10 protein-coding genes are annotated in these 19,300 nt (G+C 54.3%); all 10 read left to right on the forward strand.

What is annotated here, in order from left to right:
* Positions 1 to 5: 5 nt before the first annotated feature.
* Positions 6 to 836: a carbohydrate ABC transporter permease gene (locus tag ACY1JZ_RS07745; protein ID WP_270165548.1), complete on the forward strand. Its 831-nt coding sequence runs from the start codon at positions 6 to 8 to the stop codon at positions 834 to 836.
* Between the two features lie 199 nt (positions 837 to 1,035).
* On the forward strand, positions 1,036 to 2,871 hold the full coding sequence (locus ACY1JZ_RS07750; RefSeq protein ID WP_462628745.1) for a sensor histidine kinase: 1,836 nt from the start codon (positions 1,036 to 1,038) through the stop codon (positions 2,869 to 2,871).
* On the forward strand, positions 2,849 to 4,444 hold the full coding sequence (locus ACY1JZ_RS07755) for a helix-turn-helix domain-containing protein (protein WP_270165544.1): 1,596 nt from the start codon (positions 2,849 to 2,851) through the stop codon (positions 4,442 to 4,444). The genes ACY1JZ_RS07750 and ACY1JZ_RS07755 overlap by 23 nt, the downstream gene beginning before the upstream one ends.
* Positions 4,445 to 4,476: 32 nt before the next feature.
* The gene (locus ACY1JZ_RS07760; RefSeq protein WP_462628746.1) at positions 4,477 to 5,784 is read left to right on the forward strand and encodes an ABC transporter substrate-binding protein; all 1,308 of its coding nucleotides are present in this window, start codon (positions 4,477 to 4,479) and stop codon (positions 5,782 to 5,784) included.
* A 189-nt stretch (positions 5,785 to 5,973) separates the two neighbouring features.
* The gene (locus ACY1JZ_RS07765; protein WP_462628747.1) at positions 5,974 to 10,287 is read left to right on the forward strand and encodes a cohesin domain-containing protein; all 4,314 of its coding nucleotides are present in this window, start codon (positions 5,974 to 5,976) and stop codon (positions 10,285 to 10,287) included.
* Positions 10,288 to 10,364: 77 nt separating this feature from the next.
* Positions 10,365 to 11,405, forward strand: a complete 1,041-nt coding sequence (locus ACY1JZ_RS07770) for an S-layer homology domain-containing protein (RefSeq protein ID WP_462628748.1) — start codon at positions 10,365 to 10,367, stop codon at positions 11,403 to 11,405.
* 454 nt (positions 11,406 to 11,859) lie between these two features.
* Positions 11,860 to 14,079, forward strand: coding sequence for an ABC transporter ATP-binding protein (locus ACY1JZ_RS07775; protein ID WP_462628749.1), 2,220 nt, complete (start codon positions 11,860 to 11,862; stop codon positions 14,077 to 14,079).
* On the forward strand, positions 14,076 to 14,603 hold the full coding sequence (locus tag ACY1JZ_RS07780; protein ID WP_462628750.1) for a DUF1854 domain-containing protein: 528 nt from the start codon (positions 14,076 to 14,078) through the stop codon (positions 14,601 to 14,603). The genes ACY1JZ_RS07775 and ACY1JZ_RS07780 overlap by 4 nt, the downstream gene beginning before the upstream one ends.
* Before the next feature lie 63 nt (positions 14,604 to 14,666).
* Positions 14,667 to 16,898: an ABC transporter ATP-binding protein gene (locus ACY1JZ_RS07785; RefSeq protein ID WP_462628751.1), complete on the forward strand. Its 2,232-nt coding sequence runs from the start codon at positions 14,667 to 14,669 to the stop codon at positions 16,896 to 16,898.
* 423 nt (positions 16,899 to 17,321) lie between these two features.
* Positions 17,322 to 19,280, forward strand: coding sequence for a ribosomal protection-like ABC-F family protein (abc-f, locus tag ACY1JZ_RS07790; RefSeq protein WP_462628752.1), 1,959 nt, complete (start codon positions 17,322 to 17,324; stop codon positions 19,278 to 19,280).
* The last annotated feature ends 20 nt before the right edge of the window (positions 19,281 to 19,300 follow it).

Consider the following 19,300-nt stretch of genomic DNA (forward strand, 5'->3'; position numbering starts at 1 on the left):
TCAACATGGGGAAGAGCGGTAAAGCTGCGCGAGCAGCAGCCTACACATGCTTGGTTATAGGGGCTTGTATCATGATTTTGCCGTTTCTGTGGATGGTGCTCACCTCGCTCAAGACGGTGACGGAGTCGACATCGATGAATCCGTTCGTGATCTTCCCTTCGGAATGGAGATGGGAGAATTACGCAGAGGTATGGAAGCAGAGTCCGTTCTCGGCATTTTACTTCAATACGCTGGCGATGATGCTGCTGCGCATCGTGTGCTCTATACTGTTCAGCGCGATGGCCGCTTACGCCTTCGCCAGGCTGGAATTTCCGGGGAGGGGCTTCCTGTTCGGGATCGTGCTGTTTCAGATGATGGTGCCGACACAGCTCTTTATCATTCCGCAATACTTGATGGTGGACGCGCTTGATATGCGCAATACGATCTTTGCCCTCGTATTCCCGGGCCTGGTCAGTGCATTCGGCACCTTCCTGCTGCGGCAGTTCTTCCTGAATCTGCCCAAGGAGCTGGAGGAGGCCGCCAAGCTGGACGGGTGTAATATCGGTCAGACCTTCGTGAAGGTGATGCTGCCGCTAACCCGCTCCGGTCTCGTCTCACTGGGGATTTTCACCGCACTGTTCGCCTTCAAGGATATGATGTGGCCGCTTATTATTAATACGCGGACCGATGCGGCGACACTGGCATCGGCGCTAGCCAAGATTCAGAGTGCTTTCTCTGTTAATTATCCCGAGCTGATGGCGGCATCCGTGCTGGCGATCTGGCCAATGCTGCTGATCTATATTGTATTTCAAAAGCAATTTGTGGAAGGTATTGCTACATCTGGAGGTAAGTTATAGTCAGTTATCGCTGCTCGCACGTTGCCACTTGGGATAGTGGACACGTGCGGGCCTTTATATCATTTGAATCCAGAATACATATTGACGATCCAGTGCATGAGGAATATGATGAGAAGGGGCATGCCGCAATGATTGTGTTGGCGATGTCCTACCTGTATTCCTGCCGTTACTCAATAACCTGACATAGGTTGTGATTTGTATGATAAGAAGCCTGCAATTTATTAGTATTAAGACGAAGCTCATCGTCATTTTTTTGTGCGGCATTATTATCCCTCTATCGACGATTACTATTAATTCCTATTATACCTCTCAAAGCCTGCTGGAGCGTAAATATTCAGATTTGCTGCTGGACATTGCCAGTCAGTCTACAATTCGTATTGGGGAGTATTTGCGGGAGATCGAGAAGCTATCTCTTGTTGCCAGCTATGGCATGAACAGTTATGTATCCGCTTCCTCACACGAGGATTATCCGATTCAGGATTTCCTCCGTAATAGCGATGATCTGAATGAAAGCATCGTGTACCGGATGATGATGAATTATATTTTGCTCAAGGATCGCATTTTCTCCGTCTACATCTACAATCTGAATGGCGGCAAGGACATCTATATCAGCTCGAACCATCCGATCGACTACAACTACAGGGCGGTCAATGAAGAATGGTTCCAGCGCTTCCTGCAATCGGAGGACAAGGTTACGACGCTCAGTACGAGGTCTGACAAGCAAGTGCGGACGGAGAACCATCTGGCGATATTGCAGGCGCGCAAAATCTTCGATATTCATAATGGCAGGCTCATCGGCATGATGGTGGTGAGCATCGATGTAGATTTCATCAACATCATCAATGATCTGCTGCAGGAGGGCTTGCGCTCCCGGTTTGCGATCCTAGATGAGCGGCAGAACATTATTTATCATGCGGACACCTCCCTGATCGGGCGTCCCTTCTCGGAGAGCCTCCTGCCGATTGATACGACCAGCGGTGAAGGCGCAGCCAGGGAACGAGGTGTTATCCGTTCCGGCACGACCGACTATATTATGGCGAAGAGCTCCTTTCAATATTTGCCGTGGACGACGTATTTTTATATGCCTCTACATGAGGTGTCGGCCGAGGGCGATATTTTGCAGCAAAACCTAATCATTCTGGCCGCCTTGATGCTCGGATTCTCAGTGCTGCTCTCTTTTTACTCCTCGACGGTTATTACCAGGCCGATCAAGGCTCTTATGCGCAACATGACCTTGGTGGAGAAGGGGCAGTTCGAGCGGCTGCCGGCGATTAGCTCCCGTGATGAGATCGGCTTGCTGTCCCATCGCTTCAACCAGATGTCTACCGAGCTCAAGCAGCTCGTCGAGCGCATCCATCAGGAGGAGGCGGAGAAGGCGACAGCGGAGATTCAAGCGCTGCAATCGCAGATTAACCCGCATTTTCTCTACAATACGCTGGGAACGATCAAGTGGATTGCTTCGATGCAGCGTGCCGACAAGATCGTGGATATGACAGAGGCGCTCATCTCCCTGCTGCGATATGCTGCCCGATATGAGGGGTCTATGGTTCCCATACGCGAGGAACTGGACAATATTGATCATTACATGACGATTCAAAATGTACGATATTACAACCTGATTGAGATGGTCTACGAGGTGGATGAGGAGCTGCTGGATTATCGCGTGCCCAAGCTGATTTTGCAGCCAATCGTTGAGAATGCGATTTTTCATGGGCTGGGTGAATCGGAGGAGGATGGTCTCATTACTGTTCGCATCTTCAAGGAGGCAACGAAGCTTCATATTCAGATCGCTGACAATGGAAGCGGCATGGATCAGGAGACCCTTCAATCGCTGAAGGCAAGCATGGCGGCTCGGCAGGGACAGTCTTACGGGATCGGCGTGCGCAACGTCCATCGACGAATTCAGCTCTATTTCGGGGAGCAATACGGAATCACCTTCACAAGCGAGCAGGATGAGGGAACGACCTTCACGATTACGATTCCTTATGATCTGAAAGGGAGGAGCGAGGTTCATGTTAAGGCTGATAATTGTTGACGATGAGCTTCTTATGCGCATCGGCCTGCGATCGATGATTCAGTGGGAGGAGCATGGCTTCGAGATCGCAGGGGAAGCCTCCAACGGCAAGGAGGCGTTGGAGCTTGCGGAGAAGGTTGCGCCCGACCTGATTATTACCGATGTTCGGATGCCGGTGATGGATGGGCTGGAGCTGATCCGGGAGACCGGCAAGGTATTGCCGAAGTGCACCTATGTCATCTTGAGCAACTTCGATGAGTTCCGTTATGTGAAGGAAGCGATGCAGCTAGGCGCCTCCGATTATCTGATCAAGTGCGAGATCAAGCAGGACAGCCTCGTGCAGTTGCTGGGAAGAATCCGGCAGCAGCTCTCTGATCGCATCCAGCCGCAGTCTGGGGGGCAATTGCCGGATGCGGATTATCGGCAGAGTCTGGCCTACCTGAAGGAAGCGTTGTTCAAGGAGGCGATCAGCGGCTTGCAATCCGAACAGGACATTGCGGCCAAGGCCGGGCCACTGAACATTCGTCTTCGTCCCGAGGAGATGTTCATGCTCAAGCTGAAGATTGAGCAATTCGATGAGCTGAAGAAAAAGTATGTGGAGCAGGACGAGAAGCTGCTGCGCTTCTCCATTGTTAACATTCTGGAGGAGGTCATCCCCGGCAGGTGGAGCCGTGAGATCGTGGTGGAGAGCTCATCGGAGTACCTGCTGCTGATGAATACGAGCAGCAAAGGCGCAGACGCCCGCTCGGATATTGAGAAGCTGTGCGGCAAGATCATTCGCTCGCTGAAGGATTTCATGAATGTGCAGCTTACGGTTGGGGTGAGCACGATTGTGCGCGGATACCGCTACATCAAGCTCGCCTACCAGGAGGCTACGCTTGCCCTGCAGCAGCGCTTCTACGCCGGAGCGGGGCGGGTGCTGTTCTTCGACGAGATGGAGCGGTATCCCGCCCAGGCGAGCCGTGGCCTGGTGCTCAGCCGCAAGCAGGAGCAGGAGTATCAACTGATCATCGAGGGCAAAAGCGTGCAGCGGCTGCAGACGTTCCTGGAAGACATCCGGCTTGAGCTTGCACAGGAGAGCGAGGAGGATATTCGCAGCATCTATGTATCCTTGATCGAGTACGCCAATTCCTACTTTACCACCACTCTGCGCTCGCGCTATCTTGCCGATGACAAGTCGTTGTACGAGACGATTCTGGAGGAAGGAACCTGGGATGAAATTCATCAGCTTGTACATCGTTACATAATGGGGCTGTTTGAAAGCGAGCATAAAAATGGCGACCAGCAGACGTATGCCAATATGGCGATCCGCATTATGGATCGGTACTATAACGCTGATATTTCATTGCAGAGCGTAGCCAAGCAGATTAATGTCAATCCATCATATCTGAGCCGGATCTTCAAGCAAGAGACCGGAACGAACTTTGTCAATTATCTGATTGGTGTTCGAATCAGCAAGGCGAAGCTGCTGCTGGAGAACAAACAGTTGAAGGTGTATGAGATAGCAGAACAGGTGGGCTACCATAATTACTCGTATTTCAGCCGGATGTTCAGGAAGGTTGTCGGTGTTAGCCCGGAGGAGTACCGCAATTAACCCGATTCGAAGGCCGTTAGGAGGGAATCTGTGTGAAACGATCTGTCTGGGGAAGCCTCTTGGTCGCGGCGATTTGTCTGCTCCCTTCCTGTCTGTCCGCTAGCGGCATCATCGGTGATCAGGAGGGGAGCGGCAGCTTGAGTGCTGTGGAGGTCAAGCAGGAGCAGCCGCAGGTGACACTGCGGTACTCCAGCTATCTGCTGGATACGGCGCAGGCGGGCCGAACGTATTACAAGGCGATTGAGGAGTTTGAAGCATTGTATCCCAATATTAAGATTGAGACGGACTTTATTCAGAATACGTACTACACGGCCGGCATCAAGGCTCGATTGCTGGGCGGCGAGAAGCTGGATGTGTTCGATACGTGGTCGCCCAGCCTGTTCAACGAATTTTTGATGCTGGGGGAGCACATCTATCTCGATCTCACAAGCTCGGAGTTTCTGAAGGACTTTCTCCCCTCCTCTCTGGAGCCTGTTACGATAGGCGGCAAAATATACGGGGTTCCAGAGGTCATGCATAGCGATGGGCTCATCTACAACCAGACGCTGTTCGAGGGACTTGGCCTGGAGGTGCCGCAGACGTGGGAGGCGTTCATGGCGCTATGCGAAACCTTGCGTGATCAGGGTATTATTCCCGTCGCGCTCGATTCCGAGTGGTGGGTGCCGCAATTCATCTTCGGCTCCATCCTGTCCAGTAACGGCGCTGATGCGGCCTGGACGGCCAAGCTGGAGAGCGGCGAGGTGAAGGCATCGGATCCGATCTTCGTCGACGCGATGGTTAAGACGAAGCAACTGGTGACGAGAGGATATATCCCCGAGCAGTGGCTCAGCTTGAAGCATGAGCAATCCAAGGATCTGATCGGGAAGGGCAAGGCGGCCATGATTGCCGCGGGAACATGGGATGTTCCGAGCCTGATGGAGCGCAACCCGAATATGGAGCTGGGCTTCATGATTGTCCCTGGGGACGAGCGGGCGGTGCCCAATATCAATATCGGCACCTACCGGGTCATTAATGCGACGACTGCTCACCCGGAGGAGGCCAAGCAATTTGTGGCCTTCATGAACGGGCGAGTGAATCAGGAGAAGCTGGCGCTGGGCGCACTGGCCGTCCCGTCTGTGGTGAACTATGAAGCAGAGCATCCAAGCATCGAGAAGCTGGCCGCCGTTGTGACACGGAAGGACGCGGTTACCTTCTGGCCGCACTCGGTCTCGACAGAGACGCTCCAGGTCAAGATTTTGGAGGGGGTGAACCAGTATCTGCTAGGTGCGGAGCTGGAGGAGGCGCTGGCCATCATTCAGAAGGCCATTGATGATGCAAGGCAGGATGTTCTGGAGCGCTAGCGCATGCAATGTCGGTTCAAAAAAGGATAGAAACCCTAAAAAAATGAACATCGCCCCGGCGGGGGCAAGATGGCGCATGCAGGACGTAAAGAAAGGGACAGGAAGCAGTAAAAATGCTGAATGTCCTAAAACGCGAGATTGACTTATCCTATGTATGAAGACGAAAAAAATCTAAGAGGTGAGACGATTTTGAGATCCTATCTTAAGCGTTCGATGATCGCCATGCTGGCCATGTCGATCATGCTTCCGAGTACAATGGCAAGCGCTTCCACGGTTGAGGATCAACCGTCGCCGCAAGTAGCCGCCCAGGATTTCACGGTGAATGTTACGGCTGGAACTACCCCCCTGTACAGTTGGGAGTTCGATCAAGGACAGGTGAGCAGTGGCTCTGTGACCAATACCGTGAAGCCGGGAGAGAGCGCAGAAGCAGCTCAGCTACAGGGGAGTGCTGCTGTCGTCAACGATGACCTGCGTGGTCAGGTGCTCTCCTTGTCCGGTGGCGGCAACGGTACCGGCTGGCTGAAGCTGCCTGGCGACATGTACAAGAATGTGTCAGAGGAGCTGAGCTTCTCGGTATGGGCCAATATTGATCAGTCGGCCAGCGGCTATACACGGCTGTTGTCCTCTACAATTACAGAAAAAGGGCTCACCCAAAGTGGTGTGAGTGGATGGCAAGACCCTGAATTTATAGTCATTGCGGGCGGTGGGGCATTCAATAACCGCATCTATACCGGAACGAATACAAGCGCAGTTGCAAGCTATAAGGGAGATATTGTCTGGGGCAGCAATCCAGCCAGAGGCAAATGGCAGCATATTGCGGTGACGATGAAGAAGGACGGAAGCTATGCGCTGTATCTGGACGGCAAGCCGGTCGCAGTGAACGGCATAGCAACTACAACCAGTACATCCGGAGCGACGATTGCCAGCACGCTGGAGCGTCTCTTTGATCGCGACTATCTGGATGCATTGAAATTCAATGAATTCGGCAGATCGTTGTACAAATCCGATGGCGATATTCGCGGCAAGTTCGATGATATTCGCCTCTATAATGTCCAACTGTCGGCGGAGCAAATAAGCGCCTTGTATGAGGAGACGAAGCATGATGGAGCGGGACAGGCAAGACCAGCGAGCATCTCGGTAGATGTAGCTGACCGTTCGTTGGGCCAGGTGTTCCATGGTGCGGCAGGCGCGCTGTATGCAGTGAGCGAGCCGAATGTGCCGGACATCAACCTGTTGCTTCCGATCAAGCCTTCGCATATCTCTCAGAAACCGCCTAATGGCATCCAGCATGCGACAGGCGATGCGCTCAGAGTAGCGGATTACTTCTTCGAGGCAGGCGGCGAAGCGGTCAATATCGTGATGCAGGATTATTACCAGCATTGGTATTATCCATCCAGAACCGCGGAGGAGTACATTAACGAGGCTGTTATTCCGGTTGTGACCGCGGTCAAGGCATTCAAGGAGCAATGGGCCGCCCAGCATCCAGGCCAGAACCCGGATGAGAAGTTCATCTATATTCCGTTCAACGAGCCGGAGCAGAATAATACCCGTTATCCACAACTGCTGGCAGATAATCAGACGGGCAAAAGCTCCCGAGCAGTATTGAACAGCGACTGGCTAGCAGTCACGAAGAAAATTAAGGAGCTTGATCCCGGCGCTGTTATTTCCGGGGTGAACCTGACACAATACGGATCCAGAGTGTTCGAGGATTTCGTACCGTACTGTGTGGAGAATGATTGCTTGCCGGAAATCATCAGCTGGCATATGCTCTGGGACAAAGCCTTCAACCAGGCAGCATCCAATATTACGACCTTCCGGGCAGTAGAGGCGAAGTCCGCGGAGCGCTACAAGGAGCTGTATCCGGATCGTCCGCTTCCGTTCCCGCTCAAGGTTGATATTAACGAGTATGCGCAAACCTCAGAGATTGCGGTGGGCGGCTCACTGATCAACTATATCGCCCGTTATGATGAGCTGAAGATGAACAGTATGCTTCCATACTGGAATACATCGAACTCCTATGGTTCTCTGCTCGCAGGGCAGAACGAGCCGAACGGCGCATGGTGGCTGTACAAATGGTATGCAGATATGATCGGCGGCGACATGGGCAAGGTGGCTGTCGCTAATTCCCGCAATGATAATGATCCGTATGGTCCTGGCCTGTATGGTCTGTCCTCCATTCAGGATGACAAGAAGCAGGTGAGCTTCGCATTCGGCGGTACGAAAGGCGACAGCAAGATCGTCTTCAACAACCTGACTGGCAATGCGAACAGCCCTGCCTTCCTTGCAGGAGCCGAGCAAGTGCATGTGACGGTATGGCATGCGGGTTATACCGGATTGACGGGCTTCCTGGTGGAGCCGACACAAATTATCGATCGCAACTACGCGGTTAAGAATGGGGCAGTAACGCTGGATGTGAAGCTGGATGATTATACCTCCGCTTACTTTGCAGTCATTACCCCAGCCGTCCAATCTACATCGCAAGAGGTATGGTTCAGCCGCTATGAGGCGGAAGAGGCGCAGGTGCGCACAGGTGTATCCTTAGTTGACCATTACCCGCGTAAGAGCACTGGCCGTTCGGCATCGAACGGACAATATGTGCAAGGTATCAAGAACCAGGATAGTGTAGTGAAATGGACGAATATTACGGTGCCGACAGACGGCAGCTATCGTCTGGACATGATTGGCGGCAGCGGAGGGATAGCAAGCCTGCGCAACCAGTCGAATACTGGCAACGTCAATCAGCGCATCAATTCGGAGTGGTTCATCAAGATTGATGAGAAGCCGGCCTTCAAGGCCGTACTGCGCGCAGACTACAGCTTAGAGCTGCTAGGCGGCAACACCGTGTTTGTTGATCTGGAGAAAGGAGAGCATTCGCTTAGCATCAGCAAGTACAACCCGGATAATGGTGAAGTCGGTCAGGGTGAATCCACGCTGGATGCGATCGAGTTAACCTATTATGGCGGGATAGGCGCAGCCCCGAGCTATCGGGTGCAAGCGGAATTCGCTGAATATGATGCGGCGAAGGGACTGTCCAGAGGCAGCAGCATCGAGGGCTTCCAAGGCGCAGGCTATGTAACGGGCTACGGCCAGGACAGCGATGCGAATACACGGTTCGTTGTGAGCGTGCTGGACGATGGCATGTATGATGTGAAGCTGCGCTATGCATCGGCAAGCGCGGGCAATATCTCGCTGAGCCATGACCGCAAGAAGGTCACAGATATCCCGGTTGTGAATACGAATGGACAGTGGAATGAGGCAACCCTGCGCATGTTCCTGCGCACAGGGATCAACCTGATTGATGTGAAGTCTAGCGCGGCATTAAGTCTGGATTATGTCGATGCTTCCTTCGTTAACAAGAATGCGATCTTCTCGATTGAGGCCGAGGACGCATTCATCTCGGGAACTCCGGCTGGTTCGGAGCTGCCTCTGGTGCGCAGCGACGAATACGCGAAGTATGCATCGGGCGGCAAATATGTGAACGGCATTACCTCCTATGACAAGGCTGAACGCTATCTTGAGATTCAAGACATCGACGTGCCGGAGGATGGATTCTATAAGCTTGTTGTAACGTATGCGAATGGGGAGAGCGCGGGTACGCATGCCTATAACCCGGATGTGGTCGAGCGCTATGCACAGATCAGCATCAATGGCGCCGAGCCGCAAACGGTCTACTTCAAAAATACGGTCTCCTGGCAGCAATTTGCGACCCAGACGATCGATGTAGAATTGAAAGCCGGAAAGAATACGATTCGCTTCTCTAACAATAACACGTATAACGGTGGCTCCAACCCATACGGCGGAAGTGACCCTAAAAACTTCAAGCCATATACTTCGGTGCCTAACCAATATGCGCCAGCATTCGACCGTTTCGATCTCTATCCGCAAAAGCCACAGGCTGAAGCTTCCAGCTCGGCAGTGCTGACGGGTGAACAGACGGTGAACGTAGGCCAAACCTTCGAACTGGTCTATGGTCTGAAGCAAGTAGAGCATAATGTATACGCTCAGGACATCACGATCAAATATGATGCAGATAAGCTGCAACTGATTGGAGAGCCAGTGTCGCTGGATGAGGAGCAATTTGTCATTGTCGGCGGTGACCAAGGCACGGGATGGATACGTATTATCGGTACGAATCTGAAGGATTCCCAGACTCAGCCGAACCGCAATGTGCTCAAGCTGCAGTTCCAGGCTAAAAATGTAGTCGGAGCAACGACGATACAAGTGACCGAGGTTTCTCTGGGCGATGGTCAAGGCCCTGATATCCCGGTCGACGGAGCGGAGCATACGCTGCAGATTCGCACGAAGCCGCCAGTTGCGGTAGGCGACTTCAATAATGATGACAAGGTCAGTGTCGGCGACCTGGCAATGATGGCTAAAAATTACGGTAAGACGGATAAAAGCCCGGATTGGGAGCAAGTCAAGCAGTATGACATCGCTGTAGATGGAAAGATCGACATCGCGGACCTGGTGAAGCTTGCCAAGATTATTCTGAACAAGCAATAAGGAACAACAGGGGCATCAGCCGACTTGGTCTGGCCGATGCCCCTGGCGTTTGGATGCTGCAAAGGAGACGATATAAGTTGACAACCAAATGGATACCCTTGCTGCTGTCCGTCATGCTGCTGCTTGCGAGCTTTCCACAGCAGGCGTCTGCCAGCGAGCAGCCGGCATTTGCAATGACAAGCTCTGCTGCTGAGGTGAAGGTAGGCGACAAGATTGAAGTAAGTATAACGGGAAGCCATCTGCAGGATGTGTATGGGTTCGAGCTTCGGCTGTCGTATGACGCAGGGAGCTTGCGCTTCAGCGAGTCCTCCACCTCCTGGAAGGGATACACGGTGCCGCCGATCGTGGAGGGAGGCCAGGTGACCGTGGCGCATACGAAGATTGGCAATGTAGCAGGTGAGAATGGACAGGTAAGCTTCGCGAAGCTGACCTTCGAAGCGATTAAGGAAGGAGAGGCGGCAGTCCAATTGGCAGGCGTGAAGCTGGTGAACAGCCAAGTCGCGAGCACGACCGCGGAGCCGAAGCTATCGGCGAAGGTGACCATTGTGCCTGAGCGTGCTCCATCGGTCACGTTCAGTGATATACAGGGGCATTGGGCGGAGAAGGATATGCTGAGAGCGGCAGGCATGGGCTGGATTAACGGCTACCCGGATGGACGCTTCAAGCCTGAGGAGCAGGTGACGCGAGCCCAATTCACAACGATGCTATCCCGGGCGCTTGCGCTGACTGCGGCAGAGGGAACGACAATCGAGTTTGCCGATAAAGAGAGCATCCCGAGCTATGCGCGCCCTCATGTAGAGCGAGCCGTCACGGCGGGGATCATCACAGGCTTCGCGGATCATACGTTCCGGCCGGAGCAAGTCATCTCACGCGCGGAGATGACCGTTATGGTGATGCGTGCGCTAGGTCTCCCAGACAGTGGCAACGAAGCTCAGTCGTCAAGCTTTGCCGACGCAGAGCAGATTCCAAGCTGGGCTCATGCGGCGGTCGCAGCCGCTGCGGAACATGGACTGGCCAAGGGTAGAGGCGGCAACCGGTTCGTTCCTGATGGAACAGCGACGCGAGCGGAAGCGGTGACCTTTATTCTACGCATGCTGGACTATGCTCCATCTATTTGAAACATAGCGAGTGATGGAGAGGCAAGGCAATATCTAGGGCTGGTTAACGCTTAGCGTGGCCTGTCCCGCAAGAGCGTGCCCGAGCCGGAGGCAGTATGAACAGTTGCAGGCCCTGAAGGCGGCCTGCAACAAGCTGTTGGTAGAAGCCAAATGGCATGCGGATAGGTTATTATTGTAGATTATTCCATCCCGGTTCATGACGGGATGGAATTTTTTTTACTATAGCAGGACTTTCTTGTTGTACGCCCAGTAGTGGCATCAGAAATTCATTAATTTGACGGGTTATTCTATTCCTAGGAAAATGATATACTGGAGGTTAAGTCCTGTATGTGGGTAATATTCCATCTAAGGAAATTTATACGTATCTAGTGAGGAGGGAATCCCTATACTACCAAATGAACCCGCGTTCATCCTGGAGAAACGGGGGGTTGCTGCGCATGCTGTTGTAAGCTGGATGCTCTGCGATCGACGGTTGGATGGCGGATTCGCTGACCGTTATCTGGTCTTGACCCGCGAGAGTCTATACATCGTGGCTGGCGATCCTACACGGTCAGAGAAGACGTTCAAGGGTTATGTCGCCACGCGCAAGCAAGCCGCGGAGATAGCGTCTGATCCTTCTGTTACTTGGACGGTGGAAGAGCTGGTCGTGGAACAGATTGAATCCGCTTCCATAGTGCAATTGGTGGCATCTGGCATGCTAGTGCTCAAGATGCAGCAGGAAGAGACAGTAATTGGAGCGTTCACCAATGGCGAGATGAAACGGGCGTCCGCATTTATACAGGCATTAGAGAAGCTGAAGAGCCATCAGACGATCGAGCTGGAGCCTTGGCAAGAGGAGGGGGGAGCAGCATGTCCGAAATGCGGCATGATCTACCCGGAGGAGGGGCGGAGGATCTGTCCCAAGTGCATGAAGAAGCATGCGATCTTCATAAGGCTGTTGTCGCTGGCGGGTGTGTACAGAGTCTCGCTCCTGCTCATCGTGGTCTTCATGCTGCTGAATGCAACGACGGCTCTGGTCGTTCCCTATTTTCAAGGCACGGTGCTGTTTGACCAGGCACTGGCCGGAGCGGGCACATTCGCCGGACAGATTGGGACAGTCATTCTGATCATTATTGTCTTCCGCACGTTGTCGATGGTATTCGGGGTCTTGTATGGCGTGTTGACCGCAAGGCTGGCGGCCAAGGTCGTCTTCGACCTGAAGTCGGCTGTGTTTGCCGCAATGCAGCGCTTATCGTTGCACTATTTTATGCGCAGGCAGACGGGGCATCTGATGACTCGGGTAAATAACGATGCACAGGAGCTGCAATATTTTTTCGTGGATGGACTAACTTATTTTATCGTCAATGCGATGAATATTATCGGTATTCTCGCTGTGCTGCTGTGGATGGATTGGCGGCTGACCCTGATCTGTCTGCTGCCGATGCCGCTCGTTCTCTGGCTCATGCATCGGGTATTCCCTACTCTATGGAGGCTATCCTGGCGGCGGCACCGCAGAAGGAGCGCGCTGAACTCGATTATCAGTGACTCGGTGAGCGGCTCGCGGATTGTGAAGGCCTTCGGCAAGGAGGGGATGGAGATTGGACGCTTCGGGCGAGCCAACGGCGCCTTCTCAGGCGCGGAGCAACGCTACAACACCTGGAGCGGAACGATATTTCCGATCCTTAATCTGCTGACGCAAATGGGAGGTATCCTGATCTGGGCGTTCGGCGGCTGGCTGGTCATGCAGGGGCAGATGGCATTCGGCGCGGTGCTGACCTTCGTGGGCTACATGGCAATGCTTTACGGGCCGATTCAATTCATGAACAATATTGTCGACTGGTGGTCGGGATGCATGGCCGCGGCACAGCGCATCTTCGAGATTCAGGATGCCGTGCCTGATATAGTAGAGCGCCCCGGAGCTGTAGACCTGCCACAGATGAGAGGCGATATTGAGGTGGAGCGTGTCTCCTTCGGCTATGAGCCGAACAAGCTGATCCTGAAGCAAGTATCCATGAAGGTGCAGGCAGGTCAAATGATCGGCGTCGTCGGTCACTCGGGAGCAGGGAAGTCGACACTGGTGAATCTGGTGTCCCGGCTGTACGATGTGACCGAGGGTTCGGTGCGGATCGATGGCATCGATGTCAAGGATCTGACTACCGCTACACTGCGCCGCCATATCGGCATCGTATCTCAGGATGTCTATGTGTTCTCGGGCAGTATCGCCGAGAATATCGCCTATGCCAACCCGGAATGCTCCATGGAGGAATTAATCCGTGCGGCCCGCATCGCCAAGGCGCATGACTTCATCGAGAAGCTGCCTGACGGCTACGATACAAAGATCGGCTCTGGCGGCTATAGTCTCTCGGGCGGAGAGAAGCAGCGGCTGTCCATTGCCCGGGCAGTGCTCCACAATCCGAAGGTGCTCATTCTGGACGAAGCGACGGCCTCGCTCGATACCGAGACGGAGCTGCATATTCAGCAAGCGCTGGATGCGCTCATTAAGGGACGGACGACCATCGCTATCGCTCATCGTCTCTCCACGCTGCGCAATGCCGATTATCTGGTCGTCATGGATCAAGGGACGGTCGTGGAAGCCGGAACGCATGACGAGTTAATGGCACAGGACGGGAAGTATCGGGAGCTTGTCCGCAAGCATGATGAAGCGCTCAAGATGAAGGAGGAGATTGTAGCATGACTGTGAATACACCTGAAGGAGCGGAGCTGGCGGATGCTGCGGCTATCCTCTATCTGACAGAGGACAATGCAGCGTTCCTCGAGACGAAGGGCGGTATGCTGTCAGTTCGGATCGACAGCAAGGAGCATTCGCCTGTCTATGTGCACAGCTCCTTTCCCCATACGAATCGTTATGCCTTCCTGTCGATTCGCACCGCGGATAATAAGGAACTGGGTATGATCCGCGGGCTTGACGATTTCTCCCCGGAGACGGCCGCGCTACTGGAACGACAGTTGAAGATCCGTTATTTTGCACCGGAGATTACGAGGGTGATCCGTGTGAAGGAGGAGTTCGGCTATGCCTACTGGGAGGTGGAGTCGACGGCCGGGCGCTGCCGCTTCACCGTGCGTGCGGGCGGTGACCATGTCAAATTCGCTGCCGCGAATCGTCTCCTGATTACCGATGTGGACGGCAATCGCTTCATTATTCCAGAGCTTGATCGGCTCAGCAGCAAGGAGTATCGGCTGGTCGAGATGCAGCTCTGATGATGAGGTGATCCATGTGCCAGCGGCAATACGCATCTTCATATCTCATCAAGGAGGGCGAGAATGAATCTGAATTACAGACTCCCGGAGCAGGACAGGGCAGCGGCCGAGCGAGCAGTGGGCGGAGAGATAGCCTACTGTGTCCCGGCGGACTTGTCGCTGGAGGGGCGAAGGACTCCGGGCTATCTGGTGATAGGCGGCAGTCGATGGGCGTATGTAGAGAACGGCGTGGCGCAAGAGGGGGGCGAGATTGGGGCGGCTGCCCACTACAAGCTGGTGTCGCTTATCGGCAATGCAGTGCTGGAGGCGGAGGAGGACGGTGCCAGGCGCATCATCGTCAGGGCTACGATGCGGCATGCGGCCAGATATGGTTATATCGCCCAGATTCTGAACGATATAGCGGCCCGGCGCCCTGTTCGCATCTATAATGACGAGGAAGAAACGATGTGCGCTTCATGCGGAGGAACATTGGTTCCAGGCACGCGCATCTGCCCACAATGCATGAACAAGGCAGCGGCATTCAAGCGACTGCTGGCGGTCTCGAAGGGGCATTGGCGGCAGTTGGCGCTTGGCCTATGCGTCCTGATCGCCGCTTCGGCGCTGGCGATGGCCGGGCCTTACTTCCAACGGCTCATCGTTGATGCTGCGCTGCAGCCCCCGGCAGGACAGGAAGCCAGTATCCGCCTGTTCGTTCTGGCGATTGTTGGCATGCTGCTCACGCTCGTCTTCGGCGAACTGCTCGGTATCGTCAGAAGCCGGTTGATGGCCAGAGTCAGCTCAGGCATCGCAGCAGACCTGCGGCAGATCGTATTCGAGAGACTTCAACGCCTGTCGCTCGGCTATCTGTCTTCCCAGCGCGCCGGAGACATCATGAACCGGATTACGGCGGATACCGACCGAATCCGTCATCTCATTCAGGAGCTATGTACGACGGCAATCTATCAGCTCATCATTCTGGTTGCCTCTGCTACGCTGCTCTTTGCCGCGGATTGGCGGCTTGCGACCGTTGTATTGCTGCCAGCTCCCTTCGTTGCTTGCTTACAATATTATATCTGGAGACATGTGTTACACAGACTGTTTCACAGGCAATGGCGCATCTCCGACACCGCCAATTCCTTCCTTCATGATGTGCTGAGCGGCATCCGGGTGGTGAAGTCGTTCGGCAAGGAGGAGCGGGAGGTGATGAAGTTCCGGGACTACAACAGCCAGTTCGCCGCGGCAACGATTCGTACCGAGAAGCTGTTCAGCATCCTGTCCCCTATAACGAACTATCTCATCCAGCTTGGGCAGTTCTTCGTGCTCATGATCGGCTGCTACATGATTATGAGGCGTGAGATGAATGTGGGCGAGCTGATCCAGTTCAGTGCGTATGCTGCGATGATCTTCGGGCCGATCTCCTGGCTGATGTTCATGCCGCGCTGGGTAGCCAATGCCGCAATCTCCATCCATCGGGTGTTCTCGGTCATCGATGAGCAGCCGGAGGTGGTCGAGGCGAAGGAGGCGGTGCAGCATCGTCTGCGCGGCTCGGTGGTCTTCTCTGGCGTCTACTTCGGCTACAAATCCTATGAGCCTGTTCTGAAGGATATCCATCTGGAGGTGAAGCCGGGAGAGATGATCGGACTGGTGGGGCACTCCGGTTCGGGAAAATCGACGATGATCAACCTGATATCCCGATTCTATGATGTGAATGAAGGAGCGATACGGATCGATGGCATCGATATTCGCTCCATCCGGCAGGAGGATCTGAGGTCGCAGATCGGGGTGGTGCTGCAGGAGACGTTCCTGTTCAGCGGGACGATCGCGGACAACATCGGCTATGCGAGGCCAGATGCACAGCCGGAGGAGATTATTCAGGCAGCGAGGATCGCTAACGCGCATGATTTCATTGTGCAGCTTCCTGACGGGTATGATACGCGGCTCGAGGAGAACGGGAACAATCTGTCGGGAGGAGAACGTCAGCGGCTTGCGATCGCAAGGGCAGTGCTGAGTAATCCGCGCATCCTCATTCTCGACGAAGCCACAGCATCACTGGATATTGAGACCGAATCCTCGATCCAGGAGGCGCTGCAGCGGGTGACGCGCAGTCGAACCACGATCGCGATTGCCCATCGGCTCTCGACCCTGCGCAACGCGGATCGGCTCGTCGTGCTGGAGCAGGGACGGATTGCCGAGGTAGGGACGCATAACGAATTGATGGAGCGGCAAGGCATCTATTATAGGCTGGTCACCGCCCAGCGCGGCATGTCCCGCAAGAGCGGCGAAGACAATGACTTGTCAGCACAAGCGATCGGTTGAGCGTATTCTTGTGGAGATGGCTTGAATTATGCTATGATGGAAATATTCTATGTACCAAGGAGGTGAAGGTAGGTGAATCACGCGATGGTCAACAACCGTATTAGCCAGTTGGGTCTTACCCTGTCTGGCATTATCCACACATCTTCTGCGAACGGGATCAGTCTGTCCATTTTTCAACATACGTTTGAACCATTCGCGAGAAGACGCCTGCCTTGACCACAACGGATTGTTTGATTATCCATGAGGGCCGCGCGCTTATTGCCGCGGCTCTTTTTGAATATATAAGCATTTATAAGTGCTGATCGCCTTATATGAGCTTCTATATCTACGCGAAACGAAGCTTAGCCCGTCAAGGACGGCGACAGCCGTTTACGCTTGTGTGCTTGCCGGCAGGGTCTCTCCACTAACCAGGAGGCTCCTATTATGACGATTATTCATGTACAACATATTAAGAAGTATCATGCGGCCCATCTTGTATTAGAGGATGTGACCTTCCAATTACAGGCCGGGGAGAAGGTTGGACTGATCGGCCGCAACGGCAGCGGCAAGTCCACCCTGCTTCGGTTAATCTCCGGTATTGACCAGCCCGACGCTGGCCTGCTGACGTTGCGCAAGGAGCTGCGCATTGGATATCTACCGCAGGTTCCAGCCCATTTTGAACAGATGACAGTCTATGGCGTCTTGTCCTATGGCTATCGTGAGCTGATTCAGATCCAACAGGAAATGGCTGCGCTGGAGCGGCAAATGTCGGAGCCGGAAACGGCCTCCCGGCTTGATGGGATGGAGCGGCTGCTCAACAGATACGCTCTCCTGCAGGAGCAATTCGAGCATGGCGGCGGCTATGATATGGATACGGTCATCGATCAGGTCGCTGCTGGTCTGCGTATAGACCGCAGCGATGACGGGCGCAGCTTCGGCAGCTTGTCCGGCGGGGAGAAGACCCGTATTCTGCTGGCCTCCCAGCTTGTGGTGCAGCCGGATGTGCTGCTGCTGGATGAACCGACGAATCATCTGGATTTGCGGGGAGTCGAGTGGCTGGAGCAGTATATTCGCACCTGTGGCTGTGCATGTATCATCGTCTCGCATGACCGCTATTTTCTGGATGCTGCCGTTTCGAGAATCATTGAGCTGGAGGACGGGGAGGCTCAGCTATACTTCACCAATTACAGCGGCTATGCCAAGGAGAAGGAGGAGCGGCTGCTGCAGCAGTTTGCCCAATATCAGGAGCAACAGAAGGTGCGGAAAAAAATGCAGGAAACGATTCGTCAATTGGAGGAATGGGGGCGGATCGGCGGCAATGAGAAGTTTTTCAAGCGGGCAGCCTCTATTCGCAAAGCGCTGGATCGTATGGAGCTGGTGAAGCGTCCGGTGCTGGAGCGGAAAACAGCCGAATTTGCGCTATCGCAGGTGGAGCGCTCAGGTCGCAAGGTGATGGCCTTTCATGGACTGACGAAGCAGTATGGGGAGCGTCATGTGCTGCAGGGGGCAGACGGAGAGCTGTTCTATGGTCAGAAGGTGGTGCTGGTAGGCGATAACGGTTCGGGCAAGACGACGTTATTCAAGCTGCTGCTCGGTCAGACGGAGCCGGGTGCCGGAGAGCTCGAGCTGGGTGCCCGCACGGAGGTTGGCTATCTCGCTCAGCAGGAGCCGGTGGAGCAAGGGAAGCTGTCGGTGCTGGACTATTTCCGTACAGAAGCGAGGCTGGAGGAGGGGGTCGCTCGTCATCTATTGGCGAAATATTTATTCTACGGCGCAGATGTATTCAAGCCGCTGCATATGATTTCGGGCGGAGAATGGACACGAATAAGGCTTGCGCTGCTTGTACTAAGCAAGCCCAATGTGCTGCTGCTTGACGAGCCTACGAATCATCTCGATCTGGAATCGCGTGAGGCGCTGGAGGAAGCATTGGAGCAATTCCCCGGTACCATCCTGGCGATTTCGCATGACCGCTATTTCATCAATCGGCTCGCGCAGCGGGTGTGGGAGCTGGAAGATGGCAAGATTACAGCTTATCTTGGCAATTATGATGACTTCAGGGTCAAGCGTGCGGAACGGATCGAGCGGGAAGCTCAGCATAACGTGCAGGCGGAGAGCGCGCGTCGCCCTTCGGAGCAGCGCTCCGCCGGCGGCCCAGCCTCCTCCACCATCAAGCGCCCGCAATTGGGCATGCCTGCTCCGAGCAGACGAGACAGTCAGCAAAGGCGCGAGCGGCTGGAGGCGGACATTGCCAGGCTGGAGACGCAGCTCGCTGAGGCGGATGAGGAGCTGAATCGACTTGACCAGAGCACAGATGCGTCTGAGCTTGAGGCGAGGTGGCGTGAACGTGAGGAGCAGCAGGCACGGCTCGATGCATTGCTTGAGCAGTGGGTGGCATTAGACTAGGGCGCGAGCATCGTGTGTAG

The organism is Paenibacillus sp. J5, assembly GCF_054955055.1.

Excerpts from the sequence above, each read along its gene's own strand:
- ACY1JZ_RS07755 (WP_270165544.1), top strand. The coding sequence starts at position 2,849 with ATGTTAAGGCTGATAATTGTTGACGATGAGCTTCTTATGCGCATCGGC.
- ACY1JZ_RS07780 (WP_462628750.1), top strand. The coding sequence starts at position 14,076 with ATGACTGTGAATACACCTGAAGGAGCGGAGCTGGCGGATGCTGCGGCT.
- ACY1JZ_RS07775 (WP_462628749.1), top strand. The coding sequence starts at position 11,860 with ATGCTCTGCGATCGACGGTTGGATGGCGGATTCGCTGACCGTTATCTG.
- ACY1JZ_RS07745 (WP_270165548.1), top strand. The coding sequence starts at position 6 with ATGGGGAAGAGCGGTAAAGCTGCGCGAGCAGCAGCCTACACATGCTTG.
- ACY1JZ_RS07785 (WP_462628751.1), top strand. The coding sequence starts at position 14,667 with ATGAATCTGAATTACAGACTCCCGGAGCAGGACAGGGCAGCGGCCGAG.
- abc-f (WP_462628752.1), top strand. The coding sequence starts at position 17,322 with ATGACGATTATTCATGTACAACATATTAAGAAGTATCATGCGGCCCAT.
- ACY1JZ_RS07750 (WP_462628745.1), top strand. The coding sequence starts at position 1,036 with ATGATAAGAAGCCTGCAATTTATTAGTATTAAGACGAAGCTCATCGTC.